At 67.5% G+C, this 25,893-nt stretch carries 32 protein-coding genes and 1 tRNA gene; 17 read left to right on the top strand and 16 right to left on the bottom strand.

All coding sequences use genetic code 11. The features are described from left to right. Positions 1-2: 2 nt before the first annotated feature. Entirely contained in the window at positions 3-602 is a 600-nt protein-coding gene (locus tag AB0C21_RS26140) for an RNA polymerase sigma factor (RefSeq protein ID WP_500207617.1), read from the bottom strand. 280 nt (positions 603-882) lie between these two features. Continuing rightward, complete coding sequence (locus AB0C21_RS26135; protein ID WP_500207615.1) at positions 883-1,656, bottom strand: SDR family oxidoreductase; 774 nt, start codon at positions 1,654-1,656, stop codon at positions 883-885. A gap of 182 nt (positions 1,657-1,838) precedes the next feature. Here AB0C21_RS26135 and AB0C21_RS26130 point away from each other — a divergent pair, with 182 nt between their 5' ends. Continuing rightward, the gene (locus AB0C21_RS26130; RefSeq protein WP_500207613.1) at positions 1,839-2,684 is read left to right on the top strand and encodes a helix-turn-helix transcriptional regulator; all 846 of its coding nucleotides are present in this window, start codon (positions 1,839-1,841) and stop codon (positions 2,682-2,684) included. Positions 2,685-2,742: 58 nt separating this feature from the next. Here AB0C21_RS26130 and AB0C21_RS26125 read toward each other — a convergent pair whose 3' ends face one another. Together AB0C21_RS26125 and AB0C21_RS26120 are read right to left on the bottom strand one after the other, a co-directional pair. After that, the gene (locus AB0C21_RS26125) at positions 2,743-3,090 is read right to left on the bottom strand and encodes a hypothetical protein (protein WP_500207611.1); all 348 of its coding nucleotides are present in this window, start codon (positions 3,088-3,090) and stop codon (positions 2,743-2,745) included. Positions 3,091-3,336: 246 nt separating this feature from the next. After that, positions 3,337-3,945 (bottom strand): hypothetical protein, encoded by a 609-nt coding sequence (locus AB0C21_RS26120; RefSeq protein WP_500207609.1) that lies wholly within the window; start codon positions 3,943-3,945, stop codon positions 3,337-3,339. Positions 3,946-4,745: 800 nt separating this feature from the next. On the opposite strand from AB0C21_RS26120, the gene AB0C21_RS26115 reads away from it, so the two are divergent. Together AB0C21_RS26115 and AB0C21_RS26110 are read left to right on the top strand one after the other, a co-directional pair. After that, positions 4,746-5,156 (top strand): PPOX class F420-dependent oxidoreductase, encoded by a 411-nt coding sequence (locus tag AB0C21_RS26115; RefSeq protein ID WP_500207607.1) that lies wholly within the window; start codon positions 4,746-4,748, stop codon positions 5,154-5,156. Positions 5,157-5,205: 49 nt separating this feature from the next. Further along, entirely contained in the window at positions 5,206-5,757 is a 552-nt protein-coding gene (locus tag AB0C21_RS26110; RefSeq protein ID WP_500207605.1) for a dihydrofolate reductase family protein, read from the top strand. Between the two features lie 228 nt (positions 5,758-5,985). On the opposite strand, the gene AB0C21_RS26105 is transcribed toward AB0C21_RS26110, so the two are convergent. The 4 genes from AB0C21_RS26105 to AB0C21_RS26090 form a co-directional block, all read right to left on the bottom strand. Then, positions 5,986-7,014 carry a sigma-70 family RNA polymerase sigma factor gene (locus AB0C21_RS26105; RefSeq protein WP_500207604.1) on the bottom strand — a complete coding sequence of 343 codons (1,029 nt, stop codon included), beginning with the start codon at positions 7,012-7,014 and terminating at the stop codon, positions 5,986-5,988. A 360-nt stretch (positions 7,015-7,374) separates the two neighbouring features. Then, a complete protein-coding gene (locus tag AB0C21_RS26100) occupies positions 7,375-7,623 on the bottom strand; it encodes a DUF3885 domain-containing protein (RefSeq protein ID WP_500207706.1) in 249 nt (82 codons plus the stop codon). 442 nt (positions 7,624-8,065) lie between these two features. Continuing rightward, entirely contained in the window at positions 8,066-8,254 is a 189-nt protein-coding gene (locus AB0C21_RS26095; protein ID WP_500207602.1) for a hypothetical protein, read from the bottom strand. Positions 8,255-8,300: 46 nt separating this feature from the next. Next, positions 8,301-8,756 carry a hypothetical protein gene (locus AB0C21_RS26090; protein WP_500207600.1) on the bottom strand — a complete coding sequence of 152 codons (456 nt, stop codon included), beginning with the start codon at positions 8,754-8,756 and terminating at the stop codon, positions 8,301-8,303. A gap of 202 nt (positions 8,757-8,958) precedes the next feature. Here AB0C21_RS26090 and AB0C21_RS26085 point away from each other — a divergent pair, with 202 nt between their 5' ends. Together AB0C21_RS26085 and folP are read left to right on the top strand one after the other, a co-directional pair. Continuing rightward, on the top strand, positions 8,959-10,116 hold the full coding sequence (locus tag AB0C21_RS26085) for a hypothetical protein (RefSeq protein ID WP_500207598.1): 1,158 nt from the start codon (positions 8,959-8,961) through the stop codon (positions 10,114-10,116). Positions 10,117-10,166: 50 nt separating this feature from the next. Next, positions 10,167-11,069, top strand: a complete 903-nt coding sequence (folP, locus tag AB0C21_RS26080) for a dihydropteroate synthase (RefSeq protein WP_500207597.1) — start codon at positions 10,167-10,169, stop codon at positions 11,067-11,069. On the opposite strand, the gene AB0C21_RS26075 is transcribed toward folP, so the two are convergent. Beyond that, on the bottom strand, positions 11,066-11,722 hold the full coding sequence (locus AB0C21_RS26075) for a dihydrofolate reductase family protein (protein WP_500207596.1): 657 nt from the start codon (positions 11,720-11,722) through the stop codon (positions 11,066-11,068). The genes folP and AB0C21_RS26075 overlap by 4 nt on opposite strands. A gap of 97 nt (positions 11,723-11,819) precedes the next feature. On the opposite strand from AB0C21_RS26075, the gene AB0C21_RS26070 reads away from it, so the two are divergent. Continuing rightward, complete coding sequence (locus AB0C21_RS26070; protein WP_500207594.1) at positions 11,820-12,575, top strand: glycosyltransferase family 2 protein; 756 nt, start codon at positions 11,820-11,822, stop codon at positions 12,573-12,575. 193 nt (positions 12,576-12,768) lie between these two features. Here AB0C21_RS26070 and AB0C21_RS26065 read toward each other — a convergent pair whose 3' ends face one another. Next, on the bottom strand, positions 12,769-12,996 hold the full coding sequence (locus tag AB0C21_RS26065; protein WP_500207593.1) for a hypothetical protein: 228 nt from the start codon (positions 12,994-12,996) through the stop codon (positions 12,769-12,771). A 624-nt stretch (positions 12,997-13,620) separates the two neighbouring features. On the opposite strand from AB0C21_RS26065, the gene AB0C21_RS26060 reads away from it, so the two are divergent. Further along, positions 13,621-14,139 (top strand): hypothetical protein, encoded by a 519-nt coding sequence (locus AB0C21_RS26060; protein WP_500207591.1) that lies wholly within the window; start codon positions 13,621-13,623, stop codon positions 14,137-14,139. 591 nt (positions 14,140-14,730) lie between these two features. Here AB0C21_RS26060 and AB0C21_RS26055 read toward each other — a convergent pair. Continuing rightward, positions 14,731-15,024 (bottom strand): hypothetical protein, encoded by a 294-nt coding sequence (locus AB0C21_RS26055; protein WP_500207589.1) that lies wholly within the window; start codon positions 15,022-15,024, stop codon positions 14,731-14,733. A gap of 587 nt (positions 15,025-15,611) precedes the next feature. Then, entirely contained in the window at positions 15,612-16,364 is a 753-nt protein-coding gene (locus AB0C21_RS26050) for a GntR family transcriptional regulator (protein WP_500207587.1), read from the bottom strand. A gap of 90 nt (positions 16,365-16,454) precedes the next feature. Here AB0C21_RS26050 and AB0C21_RS26045 point away from each other — a divergent pair, with 90 nt between their 5' ends. From AB0C21_RS26045 to AB0C21_RS26000, 10 genes are all read left to right on the top strand, one after another. Next, entirely contained in the window at positions 16,455-16,802 is a 348-nt protein-coding gene (locus tag AB0C21_RS26045; protein ID WP_500207585.1) for an SCO3933 family regulatory protein, read from the top strand. 14 nt (positions 16,803-16,816) lie between these two features. Further along, a complete protein-coding gene (locus AB0C21_RS26040) occupies positions 16,817-18,172 on the top strand; it encodes an FtsK/SpoIIIE domain-containing protein (protein WP_500207584.1) in 1,356 nt (451 codons plus the stop codon). Between the two features lie 78 nt (positions 18,173-18,250). Next, positions 18,251-18,517, top strand: a complete 267-nt coding sequence (locus tag AB0C21_RS26035; RefSeq protein ID WP_500207583.1) for a hypothetical protein — start codon at positions 18,251-18,253, stop codon at positions 18,515-18,517. Beyond that, positions 18,514-19,362: a DUF2637 domain-containing protein gene (locus tag AB0C21_RS26030; RefSeq protein ID WP_500207582.1), complete on the top strand. Its 849-nt coding sequence runs from the start codon at positions 18,514-18,516 to the stop codon at positions 19,360-19,362. Before AB0C21_RS26035 ends, AB0C21_RS26030 begins: the two co-directional genes overlap by 4 nt. A 19-nt stretch (positions 19,363-19,381) precedes the next feature. Beyond that, a complete protein-coding gene (locus tag AB0C21_RS26025; RefSeq protein ID WP_500207580.1) occupies positions 19,382-19,789 on the top strand; it encodes a hypothetical protein in 408 nt (135 codons plus the stop codon). Next, positions 19,789-19,938 (top strand): hypothetical protein, encoded by a 150-nt coding sequence (locus tag AB0C21_RS26020; RefSeq protein WP_500207578.1) that lies wholly within the window; start codon positions 19,789-19,791, stop codon positions 19,936-19,938. The genes AB0C21_RS26025 and AB0C21_RS26020 overlap by 1 nt, the downstream gene beginning before the upstream one ends. Positions 19,939-19,952: 14 nt before the next feature. Next, positions 19,953-20,108, top strand: coding sequence for a hypothetical protein (locus AB0C21_RS26015; RefSeq protein WP_500207577.1), 156 nt, complete (start codon positions 19,953-19,955; stop codon positions 20,106-20,108). Positions 20,109-20,248: 140 nt separating this feature from the next. Beyond that, positions 20,249-21,592, top strand: a complete 1,344-nt coding sequence (locus AB0C21_RS26010) for a replication initiator (RefSeq protein WP_500207575.1) — start codon at positions 20,249-20,251, stop codon at positions 21,590-21,592. A 52-nt stretch (positions 21,593-21,644) separates the two neighbouring features. Continuing rightward, entirely contained in the window at positions 21,645-21,824 is a 180-nt protein-coding gene (locus AB0C21_RS26005) for a helix-turn-helix domain-containing protein (RefSeq protein WP_500207574.1), read from the top strand. After that, complete coding sequence (locus tag AB0C21_RS26000) at positions 21,824-23,098, top strand: tyrosine-type recombinase/integrase (protein ID WP_500207572.1); 1,275 nt, start codon at positions 21,824-21,826, stop codon at positions 23,096-23,098. The genes AB0C21_RS26005 and AB0C21_RS26000 overlap by 1 nt, the downstream gene beginning before the upstream one ends. A gap of 69 nt (positions 23,099-23,167) precedes the next feature. On the opposite strand, the gene AB0C21_RS25995 is transcribed toward AB0C21_RS26000, so the two are convergent. The 4 genes from AB0C21_RS25995 to nagA form a co-directional block, all read right to left on the bottom strand. Further along, positions 23,168-23,241, bottom strand: a tRNA-Ala gene (locus tag AB0C21_RS25995). A 47-nt stretch (positions 23,242-23,288) separates the two neighbouring features. Further along, positions 23,289-23,810 carry a SepX/GlpR family protein gene (locus AB0C21_RS25990; RefSeq protein WP_500207571.1) on the bottom strand — a complete coding sequence of 174 codons (522 nt, stop codon included), beginning with the start codon at positions 23,808-23,810 and terminating at the stop codon, positions 23,289-23,291. 215 nt (positions 23,811-24,025) lie between these two features. Further along, positions 24,026-24,646 carry a GNAT family N-acetyltransferase gene (locus AB0C21_RS25985; RefSeq protein ID WP_149261257.1) on the bottom strand — a complete coding sequence of 207 codons (621 nt, stop codon included), beginning with the start codon at positions 24,644-24,646 and terminating at the stop codon, positions 24,026-24,028. Between the two features lie 93 nt (positions 24,647-24,739). Beyond that, entirely contained in the window at positions 24,740-25,870 is a 1,131-nt protein-coding gene (nagA, locus tag AB0C21_RS25980) for an N-acetylglucosamine-6-phosphate deacetylase (protein ID WP_500207569.1), read from the bottom strand. Positions 25,871-25,893: the final 23 nt, after the last annotated feature.

Raw genomic sequence — 25,893 nt, 5'->3', positions numbered from 1 at the left:
GGTCAGTCCTCACTCGTCGTCGGGGTGCCGAGGGCCGCGCGCAGGCTTCGCCGGGCGCGGTTGAGACGGGAGCGCACCGTGCCGACCGGCACGTCCAGGGCGCGGGCGACCTCTTCGTACGAGAGGTCGCCCCAGGTGTAGAGGAGCAGCGCGTCGCGGTCGCGCTTCTTCAGCGACGCGAGGGCGGCGGCCAGCCGCGAGCCCTCCGCCTGCGCGGAGACGGCGTCGGCCACCCGCTGCGCGTGGCCCTCGGCGGCGAGGGGGTCGGCGCCGGAGCGGGCGTACGCGCGGTACATCCGCACCTCGGCCCGCCGCCGCTCGCCGATCAGGTTGGTGGCGATGCCGTACAGCCACGGCGCCGCGTCCCTACGCGAGAGGTCGTAGCGGTCCCGGCGGCGGAAAGCGATCAGGAACGTGTCGGCGACGACGTCGTCGGCGGCGTCGGGGCCGAGGCGGCGCGCGGCGTACCCGCGCAGCCGGTCGGCGTGGCGATCGAAGATCGCTGCGAAGAGTTCGGGTTCTCTCCGCGACCGCTCGATGAGGCTCGCGTCGTCGACGTCGGTCGAGAACGCGGCCTTCGAGCCTGGCGGCGCTGCGGCCATAGAGCGGTGTCCCTTCGTCAGGGCCCGTTGCGGGCACCGGGGTCACCTCTCCTTGGCCGACGGCACGGTCCGGGTTCACGGCCGGTGCTGGAGGCCGCCGCTCATCAGGTGAGGGCCGAATCATCCCGTCAGAGCCGGACCTGGGCCGGAGGCTAGGCGATCACAGCCGTACCGGCCCGGCCAACCCGTTCGCGAACAGAGCCGATCCGGCTCCACAAGTCGCGCGCGACGCGGCGAGCCCGGGCCCCGCCGCCATGCGGAGCCCGGGCCGTGCCGGGGGTCAGGAGGGCTGGCCGGTGGGCATGATGGTGACCTGCTGGAGGTTGACGCGCGGCGGCAGCGCGGCCAGGAAGCCGATGGCGGCGGCGACGTCCTGCGGGGTGAGCCACTCCATCGTCTCCTTGGAGCCCTCAAGCCACTCCTGGGCGCCGGGGTCGGTGACGTGGCTCTGCAGTTCGGTGCCGACGATCCCGGGCTCGATCGCCGCCACCCGCACGTTCTTGGCGCCGAGTTCGACGCGCAGGTGCCGCGACAGGTGGGTGACGTACGCCTTGGTGGCCGAGTACACCGCGAAGTTGGGGAAGATGTTCTGCGCGGCGATCGACGAGGTGTTGATCAGGTCGGCGACGCCGCGCTCGGTTCCGGCCGCGACCAGCTGCGGGACGAACGCGCCGATCGTGTTCATCAGGCCGGTGACGTTCAGGTCGATCTGGTGCTTCCACTGGTCGGCGGCCAGCTCCTCGACCGGCGCCGGAAGCATCACCCCGGCGTTGTTGAACAGCAGGTCCGCGCCGCCCAGCTCGGCGGCGACCCGGTCGGCGGCGGCCTGGACCGCGGCGGCGTCGGTCACGTCCACGCCGATCGCCACGGCGGAGCCGCCGTCCTTCTCGATCCGCGCGACGAGATCGGCGAGCCGGTCCTCGCGGCGGGCCAGCAGCACGACGGTCGCGCCCTGGGCGGCGAGCTGCTCGGCGGTGGCCTCGCCGATACCGCTGGACGCACCGCTGATCACTGCGACGCGGCCCGACAGCGGGGTGGCGGAGGTCTGAGTCATGGTCCAACCTTTCAGGCGACGTTCCCGGTCGGCGGTCACCGACCGTCACCATCAGGACATCAGCCAGAACACCGCCTGAAATCGCCTAAGACGACCTTGCTAGGGCAGGCACCGGCAGAACAGGTACCGGCAGGACCACCCTCGGCGTGCACCTACGAGCAGTCCCGGCACACACTGGGGGTATGGCCGCCAACAGGGAGCTCGCGGACTTTCTGCGCACCCGCCGCGCACGGATCAACCCGGACGAGACCGGTCTGCCCTCCGACGGGCGGGTACGGCGGGTGCCCGGACTGCGCCGCGACGAGGTCGCCCGGCTCGCCGGCGTCAGCACCGAGTACTACACCCGCCTGGAACAGGGCCGCGCCACCAACCCTTCCGCCGAGGTCGTGGACGCCTTGTGCCGGGCCCTGCGCATGGACCCCGCCGAATGCGAGCACCTGCGCGACCTGCTGGCCAGGCCCGCCCCCGCCCGCCGCACCCCCGCGCCTCCGCAGCGGGTCCGTCCCGGCCTGCACCTCATGCTCCAAACCCTGGAGCACGTCCCCGCCTTCATCCTCGGCCGCCGCACCGACGTACTGGCCGCCAACCGGCTCGCTCGCGAGGTCCTCACCGATTTCGACGCCCTGCCCGTCCCGCAGCGCAACCTCGCCCGCTACTACCTCCTCGACCCCGCCGCCCGCGAGCAGGTCGGCGACTGGGAACGCATCGCCGCCGAGACCGTCGCCGTCCTCCGCCTCGAAGCGGGCCGCCACCCCCACGACAGGCAGCTCGCCGACCTGATCGGCGAACTCACCGTCAAATCACCCGAGTTCTCCACCTGGTGGAACGACCACCGCGTCCTGCGCCGAACCCACGGCACCAAGCGCTACCGCCACCCCGTCATAGGCGACCTGGAGTTCGCCTACGAGTCCTTCCAAGTCCCCGGCGACACCGAGCAGACCCTGTGCGTCTACAACGTCGAACCCGCCTCCCCCACCGCCGAGGCCCTAAGCCTCCTCACAAGCTGGACCGCCCCCCACTCGACCTGATCTGTCTGGGTACAGGTCAGCGAAACAACGGCAGCCATCGGCCCTCGCCTCGCTCTCCTCAGCCCTCGCCGAGAGCGGCAAGAAGCCGCTGCGCCACCCTGCCCACCTCGATATCGGGATCCAGCACCAACCGACGCGCAGCGAGAACTCCAGCACCGACAGCCCGATGAGCCGAACGTTCCCAACCCGCCTTCAGCACATGATCCGGCGAGCCTGGCGAGTCCGCTGCGGCCCGGCTCCAGGCGCGACTACACCAAATCTCGTGCAGAAACCGCAGGATCTCGGACCGGCATGCCACCTGCGGCGCCTGCGCCAACTCCCACAACAGCGGAACGGCCGCAGCGGTCGCCTCCTCGACCGCGATGCCATCCCGGCACAGTCGGAAGCGCAGGTCGTCCAAGGCCATGACCGACTCAGCCGGACCGCCCCACGCGACCTTCGCCAACAGCGACGGAACTCCGGCCGCCGACCCCGAGGAATCTCCAAGCTCACCCCAGGGCACCGATTTCGCTCGCTTCAGCAACCTCCCCATACCAGCCCTCTAGAAGCGATCGCTGGCCCCGGCCTCGCCACTCGAAGCCCGCAAATCCAACCCCAGTCACAATCAACCAGGAGCGGCCGACGCGCCTCACACACGGCTGTACAGCTCTTGTCAGTCATCCGAATCGCGTTGGGTGTCACCGGCCAGTGCCTGGAGGTCTCGCACCGACTCGGCCCCCAGGAGCAGACCATCTACGCCCAGATACTTTCGCACTCTGGGCGAGACCGTCATCGGCGCTATCCAGTACTGGATCACTTGAGCGATCTGGCTCGGAACGGGGGTGACCGGGTAGGTGGCGATTCCTTTCGCCCAGTTGATGAGCAGCCCTTCCGTCCCGTCGATGTCGGTCATGACAAGTGCTACCGGCAACCCCTGCTCACTCCAGGTGTTCCAGATCGCCCACCCCTCGGGACGAGGGTCCACGTTGAGCCGCTGACATGCCGTCTCGTAGTCGTCGTCCATCCCGAACGGCATGGCCGCCGGCCGGAGCACGATGACTCCGGCCAAGCGCATTTGCGGCCGGTCGGCCTCCTCATCCAGACAGCCGTCCCCCTGGTAGTGGTAGCTGTGAAGCGTCCGAGCCAGCTCGTTTACGGCCCTGCGAAGTGGATTCGTCTCCTCGACTTCCGCGTCGTAGGCAACCCATCCCTCGGCGAAAGCCTCGTTGACCACGGCGCGACTACGAGCCTCGATCTCTCGCAGATACTCGGACTCGCTCATCTCAGGACCAGCCACGGCGCCACTCTGACACGACGCCTCCAAGCGGACACCTGATTTTCCTCGGCGCCATGGAGCCGAGCATTGCCAGGAGCAACGCGCGCTACCAACGCCTCTCGACGGTGCCCTCGGTCGCGACACGTGCCTTGGGGAGAGTACGGAGTTTGGCCCGCCGACCACGCCGCCGAACTCGGGCAAGACGTCGCTCATCGGCCCGTCCGTCGTCCTCCAGCCGGAGACGCCGCTGCAATCTGCTCTCGACCCAATCCCCCAACGGCAGACCGGGCTCCTTGCGCCATGCTTTCGGACGCCGACGCACCAGACGCTCCTCGACCTCAACCGCCTTCCCCATGTCGGGCCGGCCAGCGGCCTCCTGGAGAAGCTGACGAAGGCGATGCCGGTTGGCACGATTGGGAAACCGCTTGTTCAACCGAACAGCGTTCCTGGAACTCTTGTCGTTCTCCGCGTAAGCGTTGCGGCGGTCCTTTGAGTAACTGAGCCGCTTCTTCTCCTGGGGGCTCCTGCTCTTCATAAGCAGCCTGCCTTCTCCTGCAACGTCGGAAGGACCACCAGAAGCGCACTGTACCTGGACGGAGACCTCCAGCGCGCCGACCGAACCGCGCGGTCCTTGAAGGGCGCGGACTCTGGGCACAGCTGCCTGGGGCGCGTTTTCCACCTTGCGATTCCTCTGGCCCCTCTGCTGGATCTTCATTGCTGATCCGACTCATCCGAGTCGGTCGGGGCGGCAGAGGCGGGGCGACCCGCCCCGCCCCGCATCAACCACTCGCCAGCGGAGAAGACCCTTGACCGTCAACCTGCCCGCCACCGCCCGTGAACTGCTCGACGGGCCGCATGCCGCGATCCTGGCGACCACGAACCCCGACGGCCGGCCGCAGTCCTCGGTGATCTTCGTCAAGCGCGAGGGCGACACGGTCGTCTTCAGCACGATCAGGGGGCGGCAGAAGACCCGCAACATGGAGCGCGATCCCCGCGTAAGCCTGCTCGTGCTGGCGCACGCGTCCGGCTACGTGGAGATCCGCGGAACGGTGACGATCACCGACGACCCCGACAAGGCGCTCCTTCACGAGATGTACGACCGCTACATGGACGGCGCGGCACCGCCGCCCGAACCCGAGGCCGAGCGAGTGGCGGTGCGCATCACCGCCGACCGGATCCACGTGTGGCCTCCCGAACCCGTCAGTCAGCAGAACTGACACCCGGGCCGCACCACCATCGGTTTCGCACAATTGGAAAGGACGACATATGCGCAAAATCGTCGAGTCGACGCTGATGAGCCTCGACGGGGTCGTGGACGACCCCGGATCCTGGGCTCTGGACTACTTCGACGACCAGTTCCTCAAGGAGGCCTACGAGCTCCTGCAGGGATGCGACGCCATGCTCATGGGGCGCGGCATCTACGAGGACCTGTCCTGGCGGTGGCCGGGGCAGACCGGAGACTTCGCCGACGCGATCAACGGGATCCGAAAGTACGTGTTCTCCTCGAAGCTCGAACGAGCGGACTGGAACAACTCCGTGATCGTGCGGGGCGACGTGGTCGCCGAGGTGCGGAAGCTGAAAGAGGAGGGCGGCGGTGACCTGGTCGTCTTCGGCCACGGACAGCTCTCGCACACCCTCCTCGAGCACGGCCTCCTCGATCGGCTCCGCTTCGCGGTACACCCCGTCGTCGTCGGCCGGCCGGGAGCAGTCCACGGGAACCCCAAGACGCCGCTGACCTTGGTCGGTACGCACTCCCGTGAGTCCGGCGTCGTCGTACTGAACTACACCGTCGGGAAGGACGCGGGCCGGGCCTCCTAGCGCACACTCCCGTGTTCCGTTGCCCGGCCCCGAGCGGCTGGCTGGAGTCCCTCGTCATCCTTCCCGCACGCGCCTGCGGTTTGTAGGTGTCGCGACCGTCACAACCGCCGTGTTCCGGCCCCCACTTGATCGTGTGAGCAGGTGGGGGTGCCGGTCGAGTCGTCACTTCTGGCGAGAAAGGAGCGTGATGTCACCGCTGAAAATATCCAGGCCGGGCAAAGTCCACGCTCAGTTGCAGGGGAATACCGGCGGGAAGCCGAACTTCGGCAGCAGTGCGGGTTCACCGAAAAGCGTGATGCGTTCTATGCCGTCAGAGGCGACCGTGAGCACTGCGATGCCGAACGCGGCGTAGGTCCCGTCGTCAGCTCGCAGATAGGCGGCGGCGGCGGGTTGCCCGTTCGCGCTCGTGGGAAGCATGCGCCAGGTACCGGGCGGGCCCATGACGTCCCCGATATAACGCAGACAGGTCTCCAGACCGGAGAACCATGTGCTGTAGCCGGTCATCTCCAGGGCGGCGTCCTTCCGCAGCGCCTGCTCGAGAGCGGTCAGGTCGCCGTTCTCGAAGGCCGCCATGTATTGATCGAGCAGAGCGCGCGCTTCCGGCTCGGTCGGCTCAGCGACGCCTTCCTGCGCTGTCACATGGGCCATGCCGGAGCGAGCACGCTGAAGCAGGCTCTTCACAGCCGCCACCGAGGTGCCCAGCATGGCGGCCACGTCCGCGGCGGGGAAGTCCAACGCCTCCGTCAGGATGAACACCGCTCGCTGCCGCGGCGGCAGATGCTGCAGGCCCGCGACGAGGGCCAGCCTGAGCGTCTCCCGTGCGGTCACGATGGCGGCGGGATCGGCCGGCCCCGCCGTCACCGCCGCGTCCGGAAGGGGCTCGAGCCACATGACGTCGGCTCTCTCCACCGGCGCGATGTGGGGGTCCTCGCTCGCAGGGCCCAGTCCCGACGGCAGAGGGCGGCGGCCGCGTCGCTCGCGGGCTCTGAGGCACACATTGGTTGCGATCTTGTACATCCAGGCGCGCAAAGACGACCGGCCCTCGAACCCGTCGTAGGCCCGCCAAGCGCGCAAATAGGTCTCCTGCACCAGATCCGCGGCGTCGTCAGCGGAGCCCGTCATGCGGTAGCAGTGGGCCAGAAGCTCGCGGCGAAATGGCTCCGCGAGCGCGGCGAACTCGTCCTGATCCGTCCTCCGCACCTCCTCCCCCCGCGCACCAATTCTTCCGCTCGTGACCTGAACCATCGTCCGGCTCACCCCGCCGTCTCCTCCTGCAAGCCCCCAAGGGGGCCCCTCACCAATGAAGACCCGCGACCGGCCCGAAAGGCATCGGCCATCGCCGTGAACGACGGACGCAGTCCGCCGGAGACCCACCAGGCAAAGACTCGCCGTCGGCAGCGCGTGGCTCAGGAGCAGACTGAGGCCAAGCCTGACAAGCCAGTCGGCGCGGCCAGGGCGTCGTTGCCGACGTCGCCCATGCCGCCACCAAACCGATCGGCCGGAGTCAGAACGCCCCAGCGGTCCCGCCGGAAAGGCCATCTGGGCCGTCAAGCCATCCCGTTCGCAGGCGAGGAGGTCAGAGGTTGAGGCGGGGTCATGCTGGCGATACGCACGCTCTCACAGTCCGGCCGGATGCGCCGGCAGCCAGTCTGCATGGCAGGTCTTCAAGACGTCGCGGTCGTGGACGGTCGGGGCGATGACGTCGGCTCCGCCGTCATACGGGTGATAGAGCCATTTGAGATCCAGCGGGGCGATGATCACATGGGGGAGCCTGTCGTCGGCCACGTCGCGCAGCAACGGCTCCAGGGTCGTCAGCGGTGAGCGCCTCCACCATCGATCACGATCTCCTCCACCCGGGGCCGACACGGAAGCGTCCGCCGCGTGACTGCGGTAGGACGCCTGCCTGACAATCGCCTTCTCGTCGGGCGCGGCCCGCGGCACGGCATTGTGAGTGCGTCGTTGTGGGCTGGGGCTGACGTTGGAGCGCCGGGTCGTGCCGGTGTTGCTCGGTATTGGTGGCGATGGGGCGCCAAATGATTAGAGGCCGGTCTGGATTTCTCCTGAACCGGCCTCTGACCTTAGATGTCTCGGTGGAGCTGAGGGGATTTGAACCCCTGACCCCCTCGATGCGAACCACTGGCGCACCCATGGTCGCCGCATGTTCACGCAGGTAGACCGTGTGCCAACGTGTGGTCACGTAAGCCTGTGTGAGCCTCTGTTGCGGTACTTCGCTGCTGTACTGCTGGCACCCGGCAAGCCTCGTTGACGGTGGCCGAGACGACTCGGACCCGCCGAGAGGCCGACCGCGTCACCATGCGTCCGGAGAGTCAGCCGGGGTCACCCCCAGCGCTCGGAGCAACTCCGCGGCGGCCTCACGCGCCTTGACCGGGTCGACGTCGGGCACGGTGAACTCATCCTTGATGCCCTCGTCGGCAAGGTGGGTCATCACGACCCACACCACGCCGTCAGGACTGTACTTCGGGGCACTACGCTCCACGGGCGATCCTCCTCACCTGCGAATCTAGGTGATACGAGGTCGCGCTCTACTGGTCCCTCTTGGTCACCTTCTCTGGGGGGCTGCTGCGCGTACCTGGTGCGGCCGTGTGGTACGGATGTCCGTGAGTACGCCGCTCCTCCTTGAGTTGAGCCTCGTAGAGGTGCCGGCTGCCAGCAGTCAACGCCTCTCGTACGCGCGATTCATACAGCTTGAGCGGCTCATAGTAGGTGTCTTCGTACTCTTCGATCGCCTGGAAGCTCCAGCGGTCTGGGAGGACGTTGCGGCCCACGAGTTCGCGCGACAGCTCATCGGCAAGGTCCTGGTGCCCGGCCTTCGCGAGCAACTTGGCCGCGTCGCCCAACTCGAAGTCCGCCTTGCCGGTGAGTTGATGCCATGAGTAGAGATGGCCTCTGGCGCGCTCAACGCTCTCCAGTGCCTCGCTCAGCTTGCCCACGGCTTTCACGGTCGCCTCGTCGGGCTCGGGACTGCTGCCAGCGATCATGCGGCCTTACCTTCCCCTCTGACCTCTGATGATGCGCTCCTCCTCTCGATTGACGGCCCTGCCTGGGGCACCGGCCAGTGAGGCCGTGGCCGCCCGGGGAAGAGTCTGCCGCCGAAAGTCCGTCGGCTTGGAAGCCCTCCCCACGTGGCGGCGGCCTAGACTGCTGGGCTGGGTCAAGTCGATATGGACGGCAAGGGGTCTCATGAGTGACGGCGTCCCGCCTCAACGGCAGAGCCCGGAGCGTGACCAGCTCGCGGAACGAATGAGGACGGCGTCAGACATAGAGAAGGCGTCCATCCTTGTCGATCACCTGGCGGCGGCCACCGCCGGCCCTCCGTCGTCCTGGGTGGACGAGTTCGTCGCCCTGGTCGAAGAGTTCCGGCTCCCCGTGCCCCAGCTACGGCGGGCGGCTACCGACCTCGCGTGGCTGGCGCGAAAGAACGGCCAGGGCTACCTGGACGAGGCCGACCGGACGCGCGTGCTGGGGACGAGCAACACTCGCACCGCGCGACTCTGCCTGGTCTACATCGATGGCCAGCGGCTGCGCTTCGACTTCAAGTTCGCGCAGTTGCATCGACGCTGTGTCGACTGGCTGACCGAGTTCGATGATGACGCCCTCGTACGGAGCCTCGCGGCCTTCGCCGCACTCGGTTCCCGGTCCTCGAACGGGCTGAACATGTTCCGTCGTGCTGTCGACGCTCCCGACGCAGACGACAAGAGCAACCATGTATGCCTGACAGCCATCGGATTCGCCGATCATCTGCCAGAGCAGGCGCAGATGCTGTTGCGCCTCTCCGATGAGATGATGGCGCGCGGCCAAGAAAATGAGATCATCTATTACCGGCGGGCGATGGCATATCGAAAACTTGGCCAGTTCGATGACGGCCTCTATGAGATAGACCGGGCAATAGACGCCCTTGGCCCTGGCGACATCCTAGTTCATGAGCAGTTTGCACAAGAACGGCGAGCTATAACTCTGGCCCGTGACCTACAGAACCAGATTGAGCGCAACACTCAGGCTGTAGCGGCCACTATCACCGACCAGGTGGAAGAGAAGATCGCGGCAGCCTCGACCGAGCTTGAACAGCGACTCAACGAAGCATCGCTGAGGCTGGCCCAACGAATCGACGTGGCGCAGGAGATGGTGTCGTCCGGCCTGCTCAAGATGGTGGAGATACTCGGGCTCTTCGTCGCTCTCGTCGGCTTCATCGCCGGATCCGGGGCGGTTGTGATCAAAGCGCATGGTTTCCAGGAGCGGGCGCTCTCCATGAGCTTGGTGGTCGTCGGGGCTTTGGTCTTCTTCGGCCTCCTACGGCTCGTAACCACCGTGGGGCGGCGGCGGGTGCGCGCAGAGAGGTAGCCGCCCACCCCCTTGATATGCTGGCATCGAGTTCAACTTAGGTGGTTAACGTGAGCGAAGCGAACACTATCTACTATCCCCAGATTATTTGCCCTGAACGGACGATCGGGCAACGTACTTTTGATTTTTCTCGACAAGTTGCCGTAATGGCGATAATCAATCGCACTCCCGATTCGTTCCACGACCAGGGCCGCACCTTTGCCTTGGATAAGGCTCTGATCGCAGTTGAGAACGCGCTCGTCCACGAAGCTGACTGGCTAGACATCGGCGGTGTGCCGTTCGCTCCGGGCCCTCCGGTGAGTGTCGAAGAAGAGATCGACCGCGTGGTGCCTGTCATCGAGGGCGCCCGTTCCCGCACGGACGCCGTGATCTCCGTAGAGACCTATCGGCCGGAGGTTGCTCGCGCTGCCTTCGCCGCTGGTGCCGACGTCCTGAACAACACAAGCGGCCTCCACGACCCTGCCCTCGCCGATGTGGTCGCAGAGGCCGGCGCGGCTCTCATCATCACGCACAGCCTGGCCGACCCTCGAACCCCTTACCCTCGTCCGCAGTACGACGACGTGGTCACCGAGGTCGCCGAGTTCCTTCGCCAGCGGATCGCCCTGGCCGAGAAGCGCGGCGTTCCAGCGGACCGGATCATCATCGACCCCGGTCACGACCTGAACAAGAACACCTATCACTCACTCGAACTGACTCGCCGCCTCCCAGAGATCGCACAGATCGGCTACCCACTGCTCGTCGCGGTCTCAAACAAGGACTTCATCGGCGAGACCCTGAAACGAGACCAGCAAGACCGCATCGAGGGCACCATTGCAACCCTCGTCGTCTCCATCCTGAACGGCGCACGCATCGTGCGGGTTCACGACGTCACAGAGGCAAGGCAAGCGGTGAACATGGTCGAGAGCATCCTCGGCTGGCGTCCACCCGCCTACGTGCGCCACAACGTCGTCTAGCCCTGGGCCATGCGATACCGCAGGTAGAGGTAGTTCTCGTCCTGGATCGCGTGGCACAGCTCCATGCGCTGCATGTCGATGACCGGCCCGTCGAGAACGCGGGCCGCATCACCTGCGGTGATGACCGGACTCAGCGTCAGACACAGCTCATGCATCCAACCCGCGGCCGCAATCTGAGCGAGGACGACCGGGCCTCCCTCGCAGAGTTGGCGTTTGTAACCCTTGTCGGCCAGCTGCTGCAACGCCACGCCCATGTCTGTGGAGTCAGTACCGCACACCATGACCTCGGCGTGCTTCTCGGCTTCGCGCAGACGCTCGGCCGGTGCCGCGCCGCACGTAATGACGACCGGCGGCGTGGGCGCCTCGGTGAACAACGGCCCGTCGAAGTCAAGCCGCAGACTCCGCGACACAACCGCAAGCTTCGACGCGTGCGCCGGGTACGTCCCGTACTCCCGGACGGTCGTGGCCCCCATGATCACAACGTCAGCCAACGTCCTGAGCTGCTGCATGAGGGCCCAGTCCCCCGCGTACCCGAGTGCGCTGGTGCTCCCTTGGTACTGGATCCCCCCGTCCAGCGACGCGATCATGTTCGCCCGTAGCCACGGTGTCGTCTCCGGATAGGCGTACTGCTCAAGCATCGCGCTCACGTCCATCTCAGCACTGTAGAGGCTGCCGTCTCCCTACCTCTGCCTCGGACCATGTGATGATCAAAGCCGTCCGTCCGGTGCCGCCGCTCATGGGAGGCATGCCATGCCGCTGATTTCGATCATTACCGCCGTGCGCGCGCCGGTACCTGACTACCTGCGGGAAGCCGCTGCCAGCGTCGCAGCCCAACGCCTCCCACCAGGCTGGGACCTTGAATGGCTCGTCCAAGAGGACGGGGACACCCCAGCGGCCCGCGAACTATGTCCGGGTGCGCTCTATGAAGCAAACGGCGCCCAGCTCGGCACCGGAACGACCCGAAACTTCGCGCTCAGCCGGGCACGCGGCGACCTGGTCGCGGTGCTCGACTATGACGACGTCCTTCTTCCCAATGGCCTGGCAACGCTCATCCCCGCCTTCGACGAGCATCCCGGCATCGGCTGGACGATCGGTCAGGCAGACGACTTGATCGACGGACGCCGCGTGCCCTACCCCTTGGCCTACCCGTGCGGCATGGTCCCTGCGGGAACGATCGGCCGTCTGTACGAGGAGACGGGCCTATGCCAAGCGGCCTGCGCCGGCCTCGTAGCCCCCACGAATCTGATCCGCGCCTTCGGGGGCTGGGGCGCCCTCCCTCGCGCGCAAGACGTAGCCCTCTTCATCGCACTCAGCGAAGTCTTCGACGGCTACCAGGAACCCTCCGTGACCTGGCTCTACCGCAAACACCCAGACCAGAGCACCCACCCCACAAAGCCCGACACATGGGGCAAGCAACAAGACCGCTTCATCCGCGACCGCCTGAACGCCATCCGCGGCGGCAACCTGCTCACTCCAGCCGCAGACTGCACTCTCCTCCGGAGGTAGCTGACCTTCCGCTTTTCAGCTATAGCAACACCCCTGCCGCGCGAGCATCGACCCAGGTTGACCGGCTGTCGGCGTGCGTCCGGGGCTGAGGCTGGTGGCTGCCGTTGCTGTCACTCTCGGGGCCCTGACCTCGCCTCTCAATCGCCGTACGGGACCGTGGTGACTTGGGCGGTGGCGCTGGGCGCGGGGTACATCATCCATCCTCCACAGAGTTGAGGGCGGCTGCGTAGCCGATCTCCATCGCTTCTCGAAGCATGTGCAGGACCTCGGATGGCGCGTACAGAAGGCCGCTGTCTGACATGAGGTTGGCTGCAGCTTCGCCGGCTGCACGCTCGTGGTTACTGCCGCCTACCTCGATCGCCCAGAGGCCGCTGATCCTCTGGACGCAGTCGTCAAGCTCCTCGCTCGATACTTCAGCCATCAGTCAAGTATCCGGGTGAACGTGGCGCTCGGACACCCGCATGCCTCGCCTCGCGGGGTCCAGGGGGCAGCCGCAGTCCCCGCATCGAACTAGCTCAACCATCTGTTTACAAGCGAGATCAAGACCGTCCAGCAGTGTCCCCACCAGTCCTCTGACCAGCGCCGCAACCATCTGGACATCCACACCCGTCCAAGATCATCCGACCTCGTTGTTAGCACCGCCGTTAGCACCCACACCCGTCCCGGAGGGTGCGCCCGCGCGAACGGCGAGACGGCGTGACAGACCGATTCGCGCGGGCGTACCCTCCGGCCCGCGGGGGGCTGGGGGCCGCGAGGCCCCCGCTTCACACTCCCCCGACCATCTCTTCAAAATATTCACCATATGGCGAACACCATGCAAGGTAATTCACTTGCAGTTCATGTATTTCTCCAGCCCATCTCCTCGAAAATCGCCAATCCTACCATGTATTTACTCTAATGTTGGAAGAAATTTGGCATATGATACATCTATTTAGTTGTACTTTGTGTTAACTAAAGATGGCGGCTGCCGGTTAGCCGATACTCTAGTGCGTACAGTATTTATCGATCGTCCCAATGAGTGTGATTTGAGGGGAATATCACACACATGATCGACTTTCTTTTCTCGGCCCTTCTGGTGGCGGCCACAGCTGCCCTTTCATTGATCACGTGGCTCTTGTATGGGGCTGCAAAGTATGGGAATGAAATAGAAAAGGAAAGAGCGGATCTGGCCCGGATAGCCGTAATTTGGGCGGAGTGCCAAAATAATCCCGGCGGGATGTATGGTGAGATAATCGTAAAGAACAACGGCCCTCTAGATTTCGAAGACATCATCGTAAAATTGATTTTAAGTGACGGCAAATCTTGTCCGCCAATCCTATTTGAAAAGTCTCCAGACAATTGGGATGTGGAGACATACATAAAAAAGCTCGACCGAGGTCAGTTGGAGAGGTTGAAGGTCCGCAAGGGAACTCGGGTCGACGACAGCGTAACGCTTAAATTCACTTGCATCGATCCTCAACACAAGTTCGGCAAAAGTCATGGGAATGTATGGACTTCAATTACTCCGTGCGACCTCACGCCGCTGAGTAAGCGCAGGCTGAGTACTAAGCCCAGACGGACATGATCAGTCGGAGTCAGGGGCAGCGAACAGTTCGGGAGTTGCGAGAAGTTAGAACCGTTCAGCCATGCTCCGCTCTGTCTAGGCGGGTGCACGACGCGGTGCGGCGGGACCGGACGGGACAGGCCGCATGCCCGGCGCGCCGGGGCGGGCGGGCCGCCGGCGGCCGCGTAGCGGGCGCCCTTGAAGACGTAGAGAAAGTTCTCATCCGGCGGGGACAGGCCTCGAAGACGTAGAGAAAGTTCTCATCCGGCGGGGACAGGCCTCGATGATCTTGGTTTCTGGGTGTGCGTCGGCCCCTGGGTTGCTGGTCACGGGCCTATGGCAGCAACTCAGGGGCCGTGTGGTGGTTGCGGGTCAGGTTGGCGTGTTGGACGTCGGAGTCCACAGCGGTGAGGGCGGTGTGGTTAACTCTGGTGCTGTGGCCGCGGCTGGGCGTTCGTGATCTCTTCGCGTAGCTGGTGGATGTCCGGGGCGGAGAGTAGGCGGTCGCCGGTTGGGTGGGGGATCATGGCCCACCACTCCCCCGTCGCCTCGCCGTACCAGGCTTTGACGCCGGGGAACATCGCGGCCAGGACCTGAGCGGCTCGCCTGGTCTCAGCGGTGCCGCTCATGGCGTAGAGCCTTCCGGGGGCTCGGCAGGTTGAGGCGGCTCCAGAGAATGTGCTCGACCTCGGTGACCGCCTGGTCCAAGTCAGCGCACGGGATGGGTTGGGCGCTGCTGCGGGTGAGGTAGACCCATCGTCCGAAGTGGGTGGCGGTGAGTTCCTCGGTGGCCGGCACGTGCTTGGTCGGGCCGACGCGCAGGACTGCCGGAGAGACGTGGAAACGTCGCTTTGTGTGCCATCCCTGGGCGGCGAGGGCCTCGGCGAGGCGGTCAAGGTGCCACATGGCCATGCGGTCCTGGCGGTCCCTGGTGCCGAATCAGCGGACAAAGCGGCGAGCGCGGCGTCCCCATAGGCGCAGCGTTAGGGCGGATTCATCGATCATTGTCGTCCGCCTCGGTGAGGGCGAGGACACGTCGGATGGAGTCCGCGGCACGTTCGGTGTCCCAGAGCGGGCATAGCGGCTCCAGCTCGGGCTCGGACTTGCGGGTCGGCCCGGACCAGACCCAGTGCCACCACAGGGCCTGGTCGGTGTCGTGTGGGTGGCAACGCACTTCTTGGCGTAGGCCGGGGCTCAGCGCCTGTCCCAGAGGGTTGTCGGGGGCAGGCTCTCCGGCTGGGTTGCTGGCCATGACGGCGCCGTGGCCCCAGGGCTTCGCCACTAGACCGCGTTGGTCTAAGGCGGCGATGAGGGCTAGGGCGGCGTCTCGCCACTCGCGTTGGGTGCCTGGTGGGCGGGAGTTTGTGTCTGTTGCGCCTCGTCCTGGGGCGTCTGGAGGAACGGACATTTGAGTTCCTTCGGGGATCTCCGGGGGCGGCGCCAGCGACGCTTCCAATCTGTCCGCGTGCGCTCCGCCCCCGGAGAGGTTGCCTCTACTGGGTGGGGGTGATCGTCTGCTCGTTGCGGAGGACGAACCTGTCGCCGCGCAAGACGATCTCGGCCGTCTCGACGGGCAGTGATCCGGCGAGGTGGGTGCGCTGGATATGGAAGACGGGCACACCCGCGCTGATCCTGAGGCGGTGCGCCTCCTCGGGGGTGGGCATCCGTGTCCGGATGTCCTCCTGGACGTCGGTGACGTTGATCCCGATTGATGCGAAGCGTGTGATGACGTCGGGCTGTCCGCGCTCACCGCTGGCCGGCGTCTCGATGTCGGTACCGCCGGTCAGCGCCAGGGGTTCCCACTGGGTGCTGATCATGACCGTCTCGTCGTCGTGGTGCCATGTGTAGACGGCTTCGCTGACCCGGTCGCCCGGTTCGATTGCCAAACGCTCGGCGATGCCGGGGTCCACCTGGACCTGGCGGCGCTCGGCCTGGACGTGGAAGGCGTAGTTGCCCTCTGCCTCTTCTATGAGGTTCGCGGGACGGCCCTGGCCGTAACGTCCGGCGCCGTAGCGCAGCAGCTCCCGCGTGACCTGGACGAACACGCCCTTGCCCTGCTGGGAGTAGACCAGCCCCTCCTTCTCAAGCTGCGCTATCGCGGCCTTGGCCGTGGTCGTGGAGATGTCGAACTCCTCGCGCAGCTCGCGCTGACTGGGCAGTAGGTCGCCCGGCTCGTACACGGCCTTGTTAATGCGGTCCCGCAGGACATCCGCCACCCGCGCGTACGCGGGCTGTGTGATCGCCATCACAGCTCCTTCCTTCACGCTCATAGTAGACCATGCGCACTTAGCGGGTTAACGTACTAAGTGTATCAACCGAGCGACCAAGGAGTCACGATGCGCAACATTCCGGTGGACGTGTCGGCGCTGACGTTCGTGTGCGTCTCCCCGCCTCGTCCGAAAGTGGTCGACCAGGACACGGGCGAGGTGAAGACCGACCGCAACGGACAGACGGTCTTCACGGTGGGGTTGTCGGCTGCCGACGCGACGGGGCGGGTGGACCTGCTCAACGTGGCGGTGACCGGTGACCAGTCGGTGACGATCGGGGAGGTCGTGACGCCGGTCGGGCTGGTCGCCTTCCCGTGGGAGGCGGTTCTCGGCGGTGAGAAGCGGTGGGGTGTGGCCTACCGCGCCGAACGCATCGTCCCCGTCTCCTCGGGGTCGCCTGCGGCGGACGTGGCCTGAACGGGGCCGCCGTCATGACTGACTCGCTTCAGGTACTCGGAGTCCTGGCCGCTGCGGCGGTCGGGCTCTGGGCCTGGCGCCGGTATCACCCGGTGTCGTTCTGGTACGGCGTCGGCTTTCCGGCCCGTGCGGTGCTGGTGTACCTGACGTGGCATCACGTCGCGTCCGGGTGCAAGCTGACCCGCAACCGGCGCCGGTTCCGCCTCACTCTCGATGCTCTGCCGGTGGTCGGCCCGGCGGCTCGCAACGCCGCGACAGTGGTGGAGCACAAGCGGCGGGTGCGGCGGGTCGACGTCGAGTGCGCTCCCCGCCTCGGTCTCCTGCGGCCTACCCGGCTCGGGTGGCACATGCGGCTGCGCCTGCACGACGGGCAAGTCCCTGACGACTACCAGAGGGCGGCTGAGGGGATCGCGCATGCCTGGCGCGTCCACTCGGTTCGCGTGGTCGACGTCCGGCCCGGCTTCGTCACGCTCTGGGCCACCATGCGTGACCCGCTGGTGGAGGTGGTCACCGAGCCGGAAACCGGCGAGCTGTTGACCGTGCGTCCCGGCAAGCTGGAGAACGGACGTGACTGGGTGATCGACTTCCGCACCGTGCCGCACTGGCTCAACGCCGGCGCCACGCAGTCGGGCAAGTCCAACCTCGCGAACGCGCTCATCAAGGGCCTCGCGCCGCAACCGGTCGCCCTGGTCGGCTTCGACCTCAAGGGCGGGGTCGAGTTCACGCCCTACGCGCCTCGGCTCTCGGCGCTGGCCACGACCCGCAAAGAGTCCGTCGACCTGCTCGCCGATCTTGTCGGCGAGGTGGAAGACCGCATGGCGCTCTGCCGAGAGCACGGGGCCCGAAACGTCTGGACATTGCCCGAAGCGCTGCGGCCGATGCCCATCGTGGTCCTAGTGGACGAGGTCGCCGAACTGTTCCTGATGGCCGACAAGTCCGAGAAGGAGGAGGTGTCCAAGACCGCTACCGCGCTGCTGCGGGTCGCGCAGCTCGGGCGGGCCTTCGCGGTCTACCTCGTCGTCTGCGGGCAGAGGATCGGCTCGGACCTCGGGCCCGGTGTCACCGCCCTACGGGCTCAGCTCTCCGGGCGGGTATGCCACCGCGTCAACGATCCAGAGACGGCGAACATGACGCTCGGCGACCTCGACCCGGCCGCGCTGGATGCCGCCCGCGCCATCCCCGCCGAGACTCCGGGCGTGTGCATCGTCGCCGGTCAAGACGGCACCTGGCATCGCGCCCGGTCGGTCTACGTCCCGGAAGACGTCGCCGAACAAGCGGCGCGTGATCACGCTGACCTGACTCCGGCCTGGGACGCGCTGATCGGCTCCGCCCCGACTGCTGCCCGTCCCGACTGGCCAGAGGCCGCGTAACCGCCCCGCTCTCGCGGCTCAACAGACCGACTTAAAGCCCCTACTCGCCGCAACCCGCGCGCCCTATCGGAGGATCCCGTGTCCGTTCGTGTCCTCGTCCTTCGTCCTCGTCCTCGGCTGGTTCCCGTCCCGTCCTCGTCGTCCCGCTCGTCCGCCGTCCCGTCCTCGCCGGTGCGGGTCGGGTGGGACGAGTTGCGGGGCCTGGACCTGGCGGTCTGTGACGCCTGCGCCGAGTCGTTCGCCTCGTCCCGGTCCGGCGAGGTCGACGACTGGGCCGAAACGCACGGATGCGATGTCGAGCTGGCCGCGCTGCTCGCGCTCGTCACCTCCAGGCGGGCCGCATGAGTCGGCGCGTGCTCGGCGCGGTAACCGACTCCGGGCCGGTCGTCGTACTAGCCGGGATCGCGGCGGCGGGGTCGTTCACTCACATCCGCGACACGGCAACCGAGCACGGGCAAGGCGGCTGGATGGCTTGGGCCATCGCTGTCTGCATCGACCTGACGTGCGTGATGGCGGCCGGTGAACGCCAGCGAGACAAGCGCACCGAACGGGAAACCGGGCGGCTGTCGTGGCCGACCGTCGTCCTGGTCGGCGGTGTCCTGCTGTCGCTGGCCGCCAACCTCGCTCAGGCTGATCCCTCGGTGTGGGGGTGGATCACCGCTGGCACTCCAGCGGGCGCCTTCCTTGTCGCGGTCTCGATGCTGGAACGTCGAAAGGCCGGCCCACCGGTAGGGGCTGCCGACTTCCCCGCCTCGGATGTCCTGGTCGTCCCGGACTCCTTCGGCCGTCTGTCCTCGTCCTCGTCCGGCTCGTCGGTCGTCCCGTCCTCGTCCCCGCCGTCGTCCTCGTCGCCGTGGGTCGTCTGGGGGGCCGACCGCCCCGAGGTCGCCGCTGCCCAAACCGCCCCCGACCGGACCCGCGGCGGTGGCGAGGACGCCGGGGACGGTCAGACCTCCATCCCCGTCCCCGCCAGCGAGTCCGCTGTGCCGTCGTCCTCCCCGTCCGCCTCGTCATCGGGGGCGGCGGGGCCGCTGGTCGACTTCGCGCGCCGCGTCGCCACCGAGCACCAAAGCCGGCACGGGCGCCCGATCACCCGTGACGCGCTGCGCGCCCGGCTCGGCATCTCCAACCAGCTCGCATCCGACCTGCTTCGTCAGATCCGCACCCAAGAAACCGCATCCGTCTCCTGACCCACTGGAGGAACCTGCGATGACCACCCCTACCGACTCGACCGGCCGCCCGTTCCCGCTCGTGCCCGGTGACCTGTTCGCCCGGCACCAGACCATCGCTGGCCTGCGCGCGCTGGCCGACTTCCTGGAGGCCAACCCGGCCGTACCGGTCAAGGAGTACGGCGCGCACTACAGCGTTCACACCCGCGTCGGAGACGACGCCGCGGCCGCCGCGCTGGTCGACCAGGTCGCCGCGTTCCTGGGCGCCAAGGTCACCGACGACCGCCCGACCGGCGGCCACTACACCGCCGAAAAGACCTTCGGCCGCATCGCCTACCGGATCGTCCACATCCCCGCCCGGCAGATGGCCGAGCACTACGCCCACATGAGCTACCGCGACAACATCCGCCTCGACCTCGACCAGGACGACGAGGGGCGGGCGGCCTGATGACCGCCGACCAGCGCCCGGCGCCCTCCTGCCTGCTCGCGCCGTTCGCCCGGCTGGTCGTCGGGTGGGTGTGCGGGACCTGCGGCGGGGGCGGGGTCGCCTCCGACGGGTCCACCTGCCCCGACTGCAACGGCCACGGCCACACCTGACAGGAGATCACCCGATGTTCTTCCGCCGCTGCGCCTTCATCGCCTTCTGGCTGGTGCTGGGCCTCTTCGTGATCCGCCAACCCGAAAACGCCGCACAGGCCGTCCGCGCCCTCATCCAGGGCCTGGCCCTGCTCGCCGACGCGCTATCGCGCTTCGTATCGGCGTTCTGAGTCCGCCCCCGGCGCGGCCACAAGCCGCCAAGCAAGAGAACCGCGCCGGGGGCCCTCCCCACTACCCGCACAACGGATAGGGAGATCCGTCCATCGTGCCGCAATCCGCTCCCCATGTCTCCGAGGTCGCAGCACGGGACATGGCCGAACGCTTCAACCGCCGCGACTTCCGCCGATGGGCGGCCCGTGCCCACGCCACGGGCGGCTGCTCGCAACCGATCCATATCCGCGGCAGTGTCGAATACCGCGACTCGCTCACGGGTGCCCTGCTGCATCGGTACTCGACCGCCCAAGAGCCGAACGGCTCGCTTCGAGTGGCGTGCAAGACCCGGCGGGCGTCGCGCTGCCCGTCCTGCGCCGAGACCTACCGCGCGGATACCTATCAGCTCGTCCGGGCGGGCCTCGTCGGCGGCAAGGGCGTTCCCGCCTCGGTCATGTCACATCCGACCGCCTTCGTGACGCTGACCGCGCCCTCATTCGGTGCGGTGCACTCCCACCGGCGAAAGGCCAGCGGGGCCGTCGCTCCCTGCCATCCTCGACGGGACGGGGGGACGTGTCAGCACGGGCGGCCGGTCTCCTGCACCGTCCGGCACAGTGCCGATGACCCTCGCCTGGGGCAACCCATCTGCTCGGACTGCTTCGACTACTCCGGCGCGGTGCTGTGGAACGCGCACGCTCCCGAATTGTGGCGGCGCTTCACGATGGCCTTCCGCCGCTACGTCGCTCGCTCGGCGGGCCTGCGGGTCGCCGACCTACGGGAGGTGCTCACCGTCTCTTTCGCCAAGGTCGCCGAATACCAACGGCGCGGCCTGGTCCACTTCCACGCCGTCATCCGCCTCGACGGACCCGGCGGCCCCGACGCCTCCCCGCCCGCATGGGCTACTCACGAGCTTCTCAACGCTGCGGTCGACCATGCGGCGGGCGCGGTGAAGGTCTGCACTCCTGCGGCGGGCAACGTCCCAGCCAAGACGCTGAGGTGGGGCTCTCAGGTCGACGTGCGCGCTATTTCCAGCACAGGAGAGCTTACAGATACGGCCGTGGCTGGCTACATCGCCAAATACGCAACCAAAGCCGCCGAGTGCACGGGCACTCTCGACCGGCGCATACGGGCGACCGATGAACTGGACGACTTGCCCGTGAGCGCGCACGCTCGCCGGCTAATCGCCGAGTGCCTTGCCCTCGCGCAGATAGAAGACTTCGCGGGGTTCCGGCTCGCCGAGTGGGCACACATGCTCGGCTTCCGCGGCCACTTCTCCACCAAGTCTCGCCGCTACTCGGTGACGCTCGGTCGGCTGCGCGCCGAGAGGGCCGCACACAACGAGCGAGAACATCAGATCACCACTGGACGGCTGCCCTTTGAAGACGACGAAGTCCTCGTCGTCGCCGACTGGCGATACGTCGGGCAAGGGCTCACCCCTGGTGAGCTGCTGCTGACCGCTGCACTGACCGGCAAGAGATTGCCGCCGCTGCATGCGTCGCCCTGACACCCGGTTGGGTCGCCCATTCCTATCCGGTCTCGTGTCTGGAGGCGCTGCCATGTCAGAACTCGTCCTCACGGTCGACGAAGCGGCCGAACGGCTCCGCGTGAGTCGCTGGACGCTCTACAACCTCATCCGCTCCAACCAACTCCGCACGGTGAAAATCGGCCGTCGCCGACTCGTACCCGTCGCAGCCCTCGGCGAGTACCTCGACCAACTCACGGAAGAAGCTGCCTGATGTCCTCAACCGCCCTCACCACTCCGGAGGAACCGGAAGACGGCAAGAAGCGCAAGAACTCCAAGCGCGGCCGAGCTAACGGGGAAGGATCGATCTACCCATATCGGAACGGCTATGCCGCTTACGCGTGGGTGACCACCCCGGCCGGTAAGCGCCAGCGCAAATACGTCTACGGCAAGACGCGCGAAATCGTCCACGAGAAGTACGTCAAGCTCCTCGGATCGGCAAGGCAGGGGCCGGTCGCTACCGCCTCCCCGACCCTGGCGAGCTACCTGACGTACTGGCTCCGCGAGGTGGTTGATCCGAACCTGGCGCCCGCAACCGCCGCGAACTACGACATGTTCGTCCGGCTCTACATCGTCCCTGAGCTGGGCAAGAAGCGGCTCGACAAACTCAGCGTGCAGGACGTCAGGACCTGGCTTAACGGGTTGCGTGACCGCTGCCAGTGCTGCGCCCAGGGCAAGGACGAGCGGCGGTGCTGCGCCGTCGGCGAGTGCTGCGAGCAGTACGCCTCGGACCGCACCGTCCGGGACGCTTGGACGGTGCTTCGAGCGGCCCTGAACAACGCCGTCCGAGAGGAGATCCTCCCGCGCAACGTGGCGGCCCTCCTGCGCGTCCCCAAGCCTCGACGGCGCAAGGTCAAGCCCTGGACGGTGGACGAGGCGCGCAAGTTCCTGGAAGCGGCGAGACAGCGCCGGGACCCGCTCTATCCCGCGTACGTGATGATCCTCGTACTGGGCCTGCGGCGCGGAGAGATGCTCGGGCTCCGCTGGGATGACGTCGACCTGGACAAGGCGGAGTTGACGGTCGGCTGGCAGATCCAGCGCATCCGGGGCCGGCTACTGCACCGCGAGACCAAGACCGAATCCTCCGACGCAGTCCTCCCCCTGCCGGACATCTGCGCTACCGCCCTCGCCGAACGTGACAAGGAACAAGCAGTGGCCCGCAAGGCGGCCGGGCACGAGTGGACCGATCTCGGCATGGTCTTCACCACCCGCACGGGGCAACCGATTGAGCCTCGGAACTTCAACCGAAGCTTCACCACGGCTTGCCGCAAGGCGGGCGTGCGGCTGATTCCCGTGCACGCCACTCGCAAGACGTGCGCCTCGCTCCTGGTCGCCATGGACGTACATCCCCGCGTGGCGATGCAGATCCTCCGGCACAGCCAGATCTCGGTCACGATGAACGTTTACAGCGAAGTGTCATCGGACGCGACGCGCAAGGCGCTCAAGCGGCTGGGCAAGAGTCTCGACTCCCCGCGTGAGGGGTCGTAGCTGTACTTCGCTGCTGTACGGGCGCAAAAAAGGCCGGTTTCTCTACGGAGAACCGGCCTTTGACCTGGGTGGAGCTGAGGGGATTTGAACCCCTGACCCCCTCGATGCGAACGAGGTGCGCTACCGGACTGCGCCACAGCCCCGAGGACTCCGTAAGGTTAGCAAACATCGGGGGGTGCTCGCGCACCGGTTATTCGCCGACGGCTCGGCGGTCGTCGGCGTACTGGTCGAAGACCTCGTCGGGGGTGACGAGTTCGATGACCTCGGCGGGTTCGGCGGTCTCGGCGGCGCGGCGGGCCTGCAGGGCGCGGGCGCGGGCCTGGGCGGCGGCGCGGCGGCGGGCGGCGTCCATGCCGACGGCGACGCGGAGGAGCGCCAGGTGGCCGGCCAGGAGCAGGACCGGGGGCGCGATGATCCACCAGGGCGCGACGCCGGCGGCGGTGATCGCGACGGAGGTGAACAGGAGCGCGGCGAGGCCGGCGGTGCGGCGGCGGCGCCGGGCGATGACGGTGGCCCGGCGCACCGGGCGGCGCGGCGCCGGGGTCTCCTCGTCCGGGAGGGTTTCCTCCTCGTCGTCGGCGACGGGCTCGTCAGGGCGTTTGTGGAGAAGGCGGGAGATCCCCGTCGTCTCGGTGTCGCGGCGCAGCCACATGGGGACCAGGACGACGGCCCAGACGGCGACGATCGCGAGGTAGAGGACGGCGCTGCTCATCGGCCCCACCGCCCCAGGGCACGCTCGGCAGGCGGGCCGACTTTCGGCGCGCGAACGTGCAATGGGAGCAGGGTCACGCCCCGCACGGTACGAGGGGCTGTCAGAGGTTGACGAGCATAAGGGGCGGTGTGTCGCGAGATCGATCTCGCCGTTACTCTCCGTTTGCCGGGACTTCTCGAACGGAGGATTCTTACGGCGGGAAAGTCATGGGCGGCTCAGGTGCGCCGGGGAAATGCCTGTTTCCGGTCCGCCAGCCAGCGGGCGCGCAGGCCACCGGGCACGTCCTCGACGGTGAGGGCGTAGCAGATGTGATCGCGCCAGGCGCCGTCGATGTGCAGATGGCGGCGCCGAATTCCCTCTTCGCGGAAACCGAGTTTTTCGACGACCCGGCGGCTGGCGGTGTTCTCCGGACGGATATTCGCCTCGAGGCGGTGCAGGCCGACGGTGAAGAAACAGTGGTCGACGGCGAGGGCCACGGCGGTCGGAATGACGCCGCGTCCGGCGACGCGCTTGTCGACCCAGTAGCCGATCTGCGCGGACCGCGCCGAGCCCCAGACGATCGCGCCGACGGTGAGCTGGCCGGCGAACTCGTCCTCGTGGGTGACGACCCAGGGGAGGGCGAGGCCGTGGCGGGCCTCGCGGCGCATGGTGTGGACCATGCTGATGTACGGGCCGAGGCCGCTGCGGAACAGCGGCGTCTCGGGGTTGGTGGGCTCCCACGGGCGGAGCCAGTCGGCGTTGCGGACCCGCAGCTCACGCCAGACGGCGGCGTCGCGGTGCCGCAGCGGGCGCAGCCCGACAGGGCCCTCGGTCAGGGTGACCGGCCATCCCCGCAAACGTTCCACGGTTCCATGATTCCCTGGTCGGATGTCTGAACGCCATCAATTGTCGCCGAGAAATCGGGCACGCGGGGCGTTCGGGCACGGCCGTCACACGCGTCGGCCCTGTTTCATCACCCAGGCGATCTTCAGGTCGTCGTCCAGGACGGCCAGGTCCGCGTCCTTGCCGGGCTCCAGGGAGCCGACGCGGGAGTCGATGCCGAGCGCGCGCGCCGGGGTGAGGGACGCGGCCTCCGCGGCGCGCTCGATCGGCAGGCCGACGTCGATGACGGCGCGGCGGAACGCGTCCGCCATGGTGATCGTGCTGCCCGCGATGGACGTCCCGCCCGCGAGGGTGGCGCGGCCGTCGCGGACCTCGACGTCCATCACGCCGAGGCGGTAGTCGCCGTCGCCCATCCCGGCGGCCGCCATCGCGTCGGTGATGAGCGCGACGCGGGGCGTGGCGGCGAAGGCGAGGCGGGCCACGGCGGGCTCCACGTGGACGCCGTCGTTGATCAGCTCGACGGTGACCCGGGGGTCGTTCAGGGCGGCGGCGACCGGGCCGCCCTCCCGGTGGTGCAGCGGGCGCATCGCGTTGAACAGGTGCGTGGCCACGCGGGCGCCCGCGTCGAAAGCGGCCCTGGCGGCCCGGCCGGTGCCGTCGGTGTGGCCGACGGCCGCGATCACGCCCGCGTCCACCGCCTCCCGGACGAGGTCGAGGGCGCCCGGCAGCTCGGGCGCGAGTGTGATCATGCGGACGTGCCCGCGGCCGAGGCGGACGAGCCGGCGGAACTCGGCGGGGTCCGGGTCGCGCAGCAGGGCCGGGTCGTGCGCGCCGCAGCGCGAGCGGGCCAGGTAGGGGCCCTCCAGGTGGACGCCCGCGAGCACGCCGTCGGCGGCGAGGTCGGCCAGGCCCGCGACGGCGCGGGCCAGTTCCTCCTGGTCGCCGGTGACGAGGCTCGCCATCGTGGTGGTGGTGCCGTGCGCGAGGTGGAAGGAGGCTGCCCGGCGGGCGTCCTCCGGGTCTCCGAGCTGGTAGGAGGCGCCCGCGCCGCCGTGGACGTGCATGTCCACGAAGCCGGGCACGACGTACCGCCCGTCGAGGTCGATCACTTCACCGGCGACAGGGGCGCCGGAGACGGTGCCGCCGGAGATGTGGAGGGCGCCGTCGCGGACGCCGTCCGGCAGGACGATCCGCGCGTTGGTCAAGGTGACGGCGCGGTCGTCGTCCGGCTTCGCCATGGGCCCCCCAATGCGCACATATG

This window comes from Spirillospora sp. NPDC049024, from assembly GCF_040649235.1.
In the GTDB taxonomy this organism is placed as follows: Bacteria; Actinomycetota; Actinomycetes; order Streptosporangiales; family Streptosporangiaceae; genus Spirillospora.
Note: the sequence above shows the minus strand (reverse complement) of the source record. Positions and strands in the feature narration are given on the sequence as shown.

Excerpts from the sequence above, each read along its gene's own strand:
- AB0C21_RS26050 (WP_500207587.1), bottom strand. The coding sequence starts at position 16,364 with ATGGCGATCACACAGCCCGCGTACGCGCGGGTGGCGGATGTCCTGCGG.
- AB0C21_RS25990 (WP_500207571.1), bottom strand. The coding sequence starts at position 23,810 with ATGAGCAGCGCCGTCCTCTACCTCGCGATCGTCGCCGTCTGGGCCGTC.
- AB0C21_RS26045 (WP_500207585.1), top strand. The coding sequence starts at position 16,455 with ATGCGCAACATTCCGGTGGACGTGTCGGCGCTGACGTTCGTGTGCGTC.
- AB0C21_RS26130 (WP_500207613.1), top strand. The coding sequence starts at position 1,839 with ATGGCCGCCAACAGGGAGCTCGCGGACTTTCTGCGCACCCGCCGCGCA.
- AB0C21_RS26020 (WP_500207578.1), top strand. The coding sequence starts at position 19,789 with ATGACCGCCGACCAGCGCCCGGCGCCCTCCTGCCTGCTCGCGCCGTTC.
- AB0C21_RS26070 (WP_500207594.1), top strand. The coding sequence starts at position 11,820 with ATGCCGCTGATTTCGATCATTACCGCCGTGCGCGCGCCGGTACCTGAC.
- AB0C21_RS26125 (WP_500207611.1), bottom strand. The coding sequence starts at position 3,090 with ATGGCCTTGGACGACCTGCGCTTCCGACTGTGCCGGGATGGCATCGCG.
- nagA (WP_500207569.1), bottom strand. The coding sequence starts at position 25,870 with ATGGCGAAGCCGGACGACGACCGCGCCGTCACCTTGACCAACGCGCGG.
- AB0C21_RS26110 (WP_500207605.1), top strand. The coding sequence starts at position 5,206 with ATGCGCAAAATCGTCGAGTCGACGCTGATGAGCCTCGACGGGGTCGTG.
- AB0C21_RS26135 (WP_500207615.1), bottom strand. The coding sequence starts at position 1,656 with ATGACTCAGACCTCCGCCACCCCGCTGTCGGGCCGCGTCGCAGTGATC.
- AB0C21_RS26025 (WP_500207580.1), top strand. The coding sequence starts at position 19,382 with ATGACCACCCCTACCGACTCGACCGGCCGCCCGTTCCCGCTCGTGCCC.
- AB0C21_RS26140 (WP_500207617.1), bottom strand. The coding sequence starts at position 602 with ATGGCCGCAGCGCCGCCAGGCTCGAAGGCCGCGTTCTCGACCGACGTC.
- AB0C21_RS26065 (WP_500207593.1), bottom strand. The coding sequence starts at position 12,996 with ATGGCTGAAGTATCGAGCGAGGAGCTTGACGACTGCGTCCAGAGGATC.
- AB0C21_RS26085 (WP_500207598.1), top strand. The coding sequence starts at position 8,959 with ATGAGTGACGGCGTCCCGCCTCAACGGCAGAGCCCGGAGCGTGACCAG.
- AB0C21_RS26060 (WP_500207591.1), top strand. The coding sequence starts at position 13,621 with ATGATCGACTTTCTTTTCTCGGCCCTTCTGGTGGCGGCCACAGCTGCC.
- AB0C21_RS26120 (WP_500207609.1), bottom strand. The coding sequence starts at position 3,945 with ATGAGCGAGTCCGAGTATCTGCGAGAGATCGAGGCTCGTAGTCGCGCC.
- AB0C21_RS26040 (WP_500207584.1), top strand. The coding sequence starts at position 16,817 with ATGACTGACTCGCTTCAGGTACTCGGAGTCCTGGCCGCTGCGGCGGTC.
- AB0C21_RS26075 (WP_500207596.1), bottom strand. The coding sequence starts at position 11,722 with ATGGACGTGAGCGCGATGCTTGAGCAGTACGCCTATCCGGAGACGACA.
- AB0C21_RS26000 (WP_500207572.1), top strand. The coding sequence starts at position 21,824 with ATGTCCTCAACCGCCCTCACCACTCCGGAGGAACCGGAAGACGGCAAG.
- AB0C21_RS26030 (WP_500207582.1), top strand. The coding sequence starts at position 18,514 with ATGAGTCGGCGCGTGCTCGGCGCGGTAACCGACTCCGGGCCGGTCGTC.
- AB0C21_RS26055 (WP_500207589.1), bottom strand. The coding sequence starts at position 15,024 with ATGTGGCACCTTGACCGCCTCGCCGAGGCCCTCGCCGCCCAGGGATGG.
- AB0C21_RS26015 (WP_500207577.1), top strand. The coding sequence starts at position 19,953 with ATGTTCTTCCGCCGCTGCGCCTTCATCGCCTTCTGGCTGGTGCTGGGC.
- AB0C21_RS26090 (WP_500207600.1), bottom strand. The coding sequence starts at position 8,756 with ATGATCGCTGGCAGCAGTCCCGAGCCCGACGAGGCGACCGTGAAAGCC.
- AB0C21_RS26010 (WP_500207575.1), top strand. The coding sequence starts at position 20,249 with ATGGCCGAACGCTTCAACCGCCGCGACTTCCGCCGATGGGCGGCCCGT.
- AB0C21_RS26005 (WP_500207574.1), top strand. The coding sequence starts at position 21,645 with ATGTCAGAACTCGTCCTCACGGTCGACGAAGCGGCCGAACGGCTCCGC.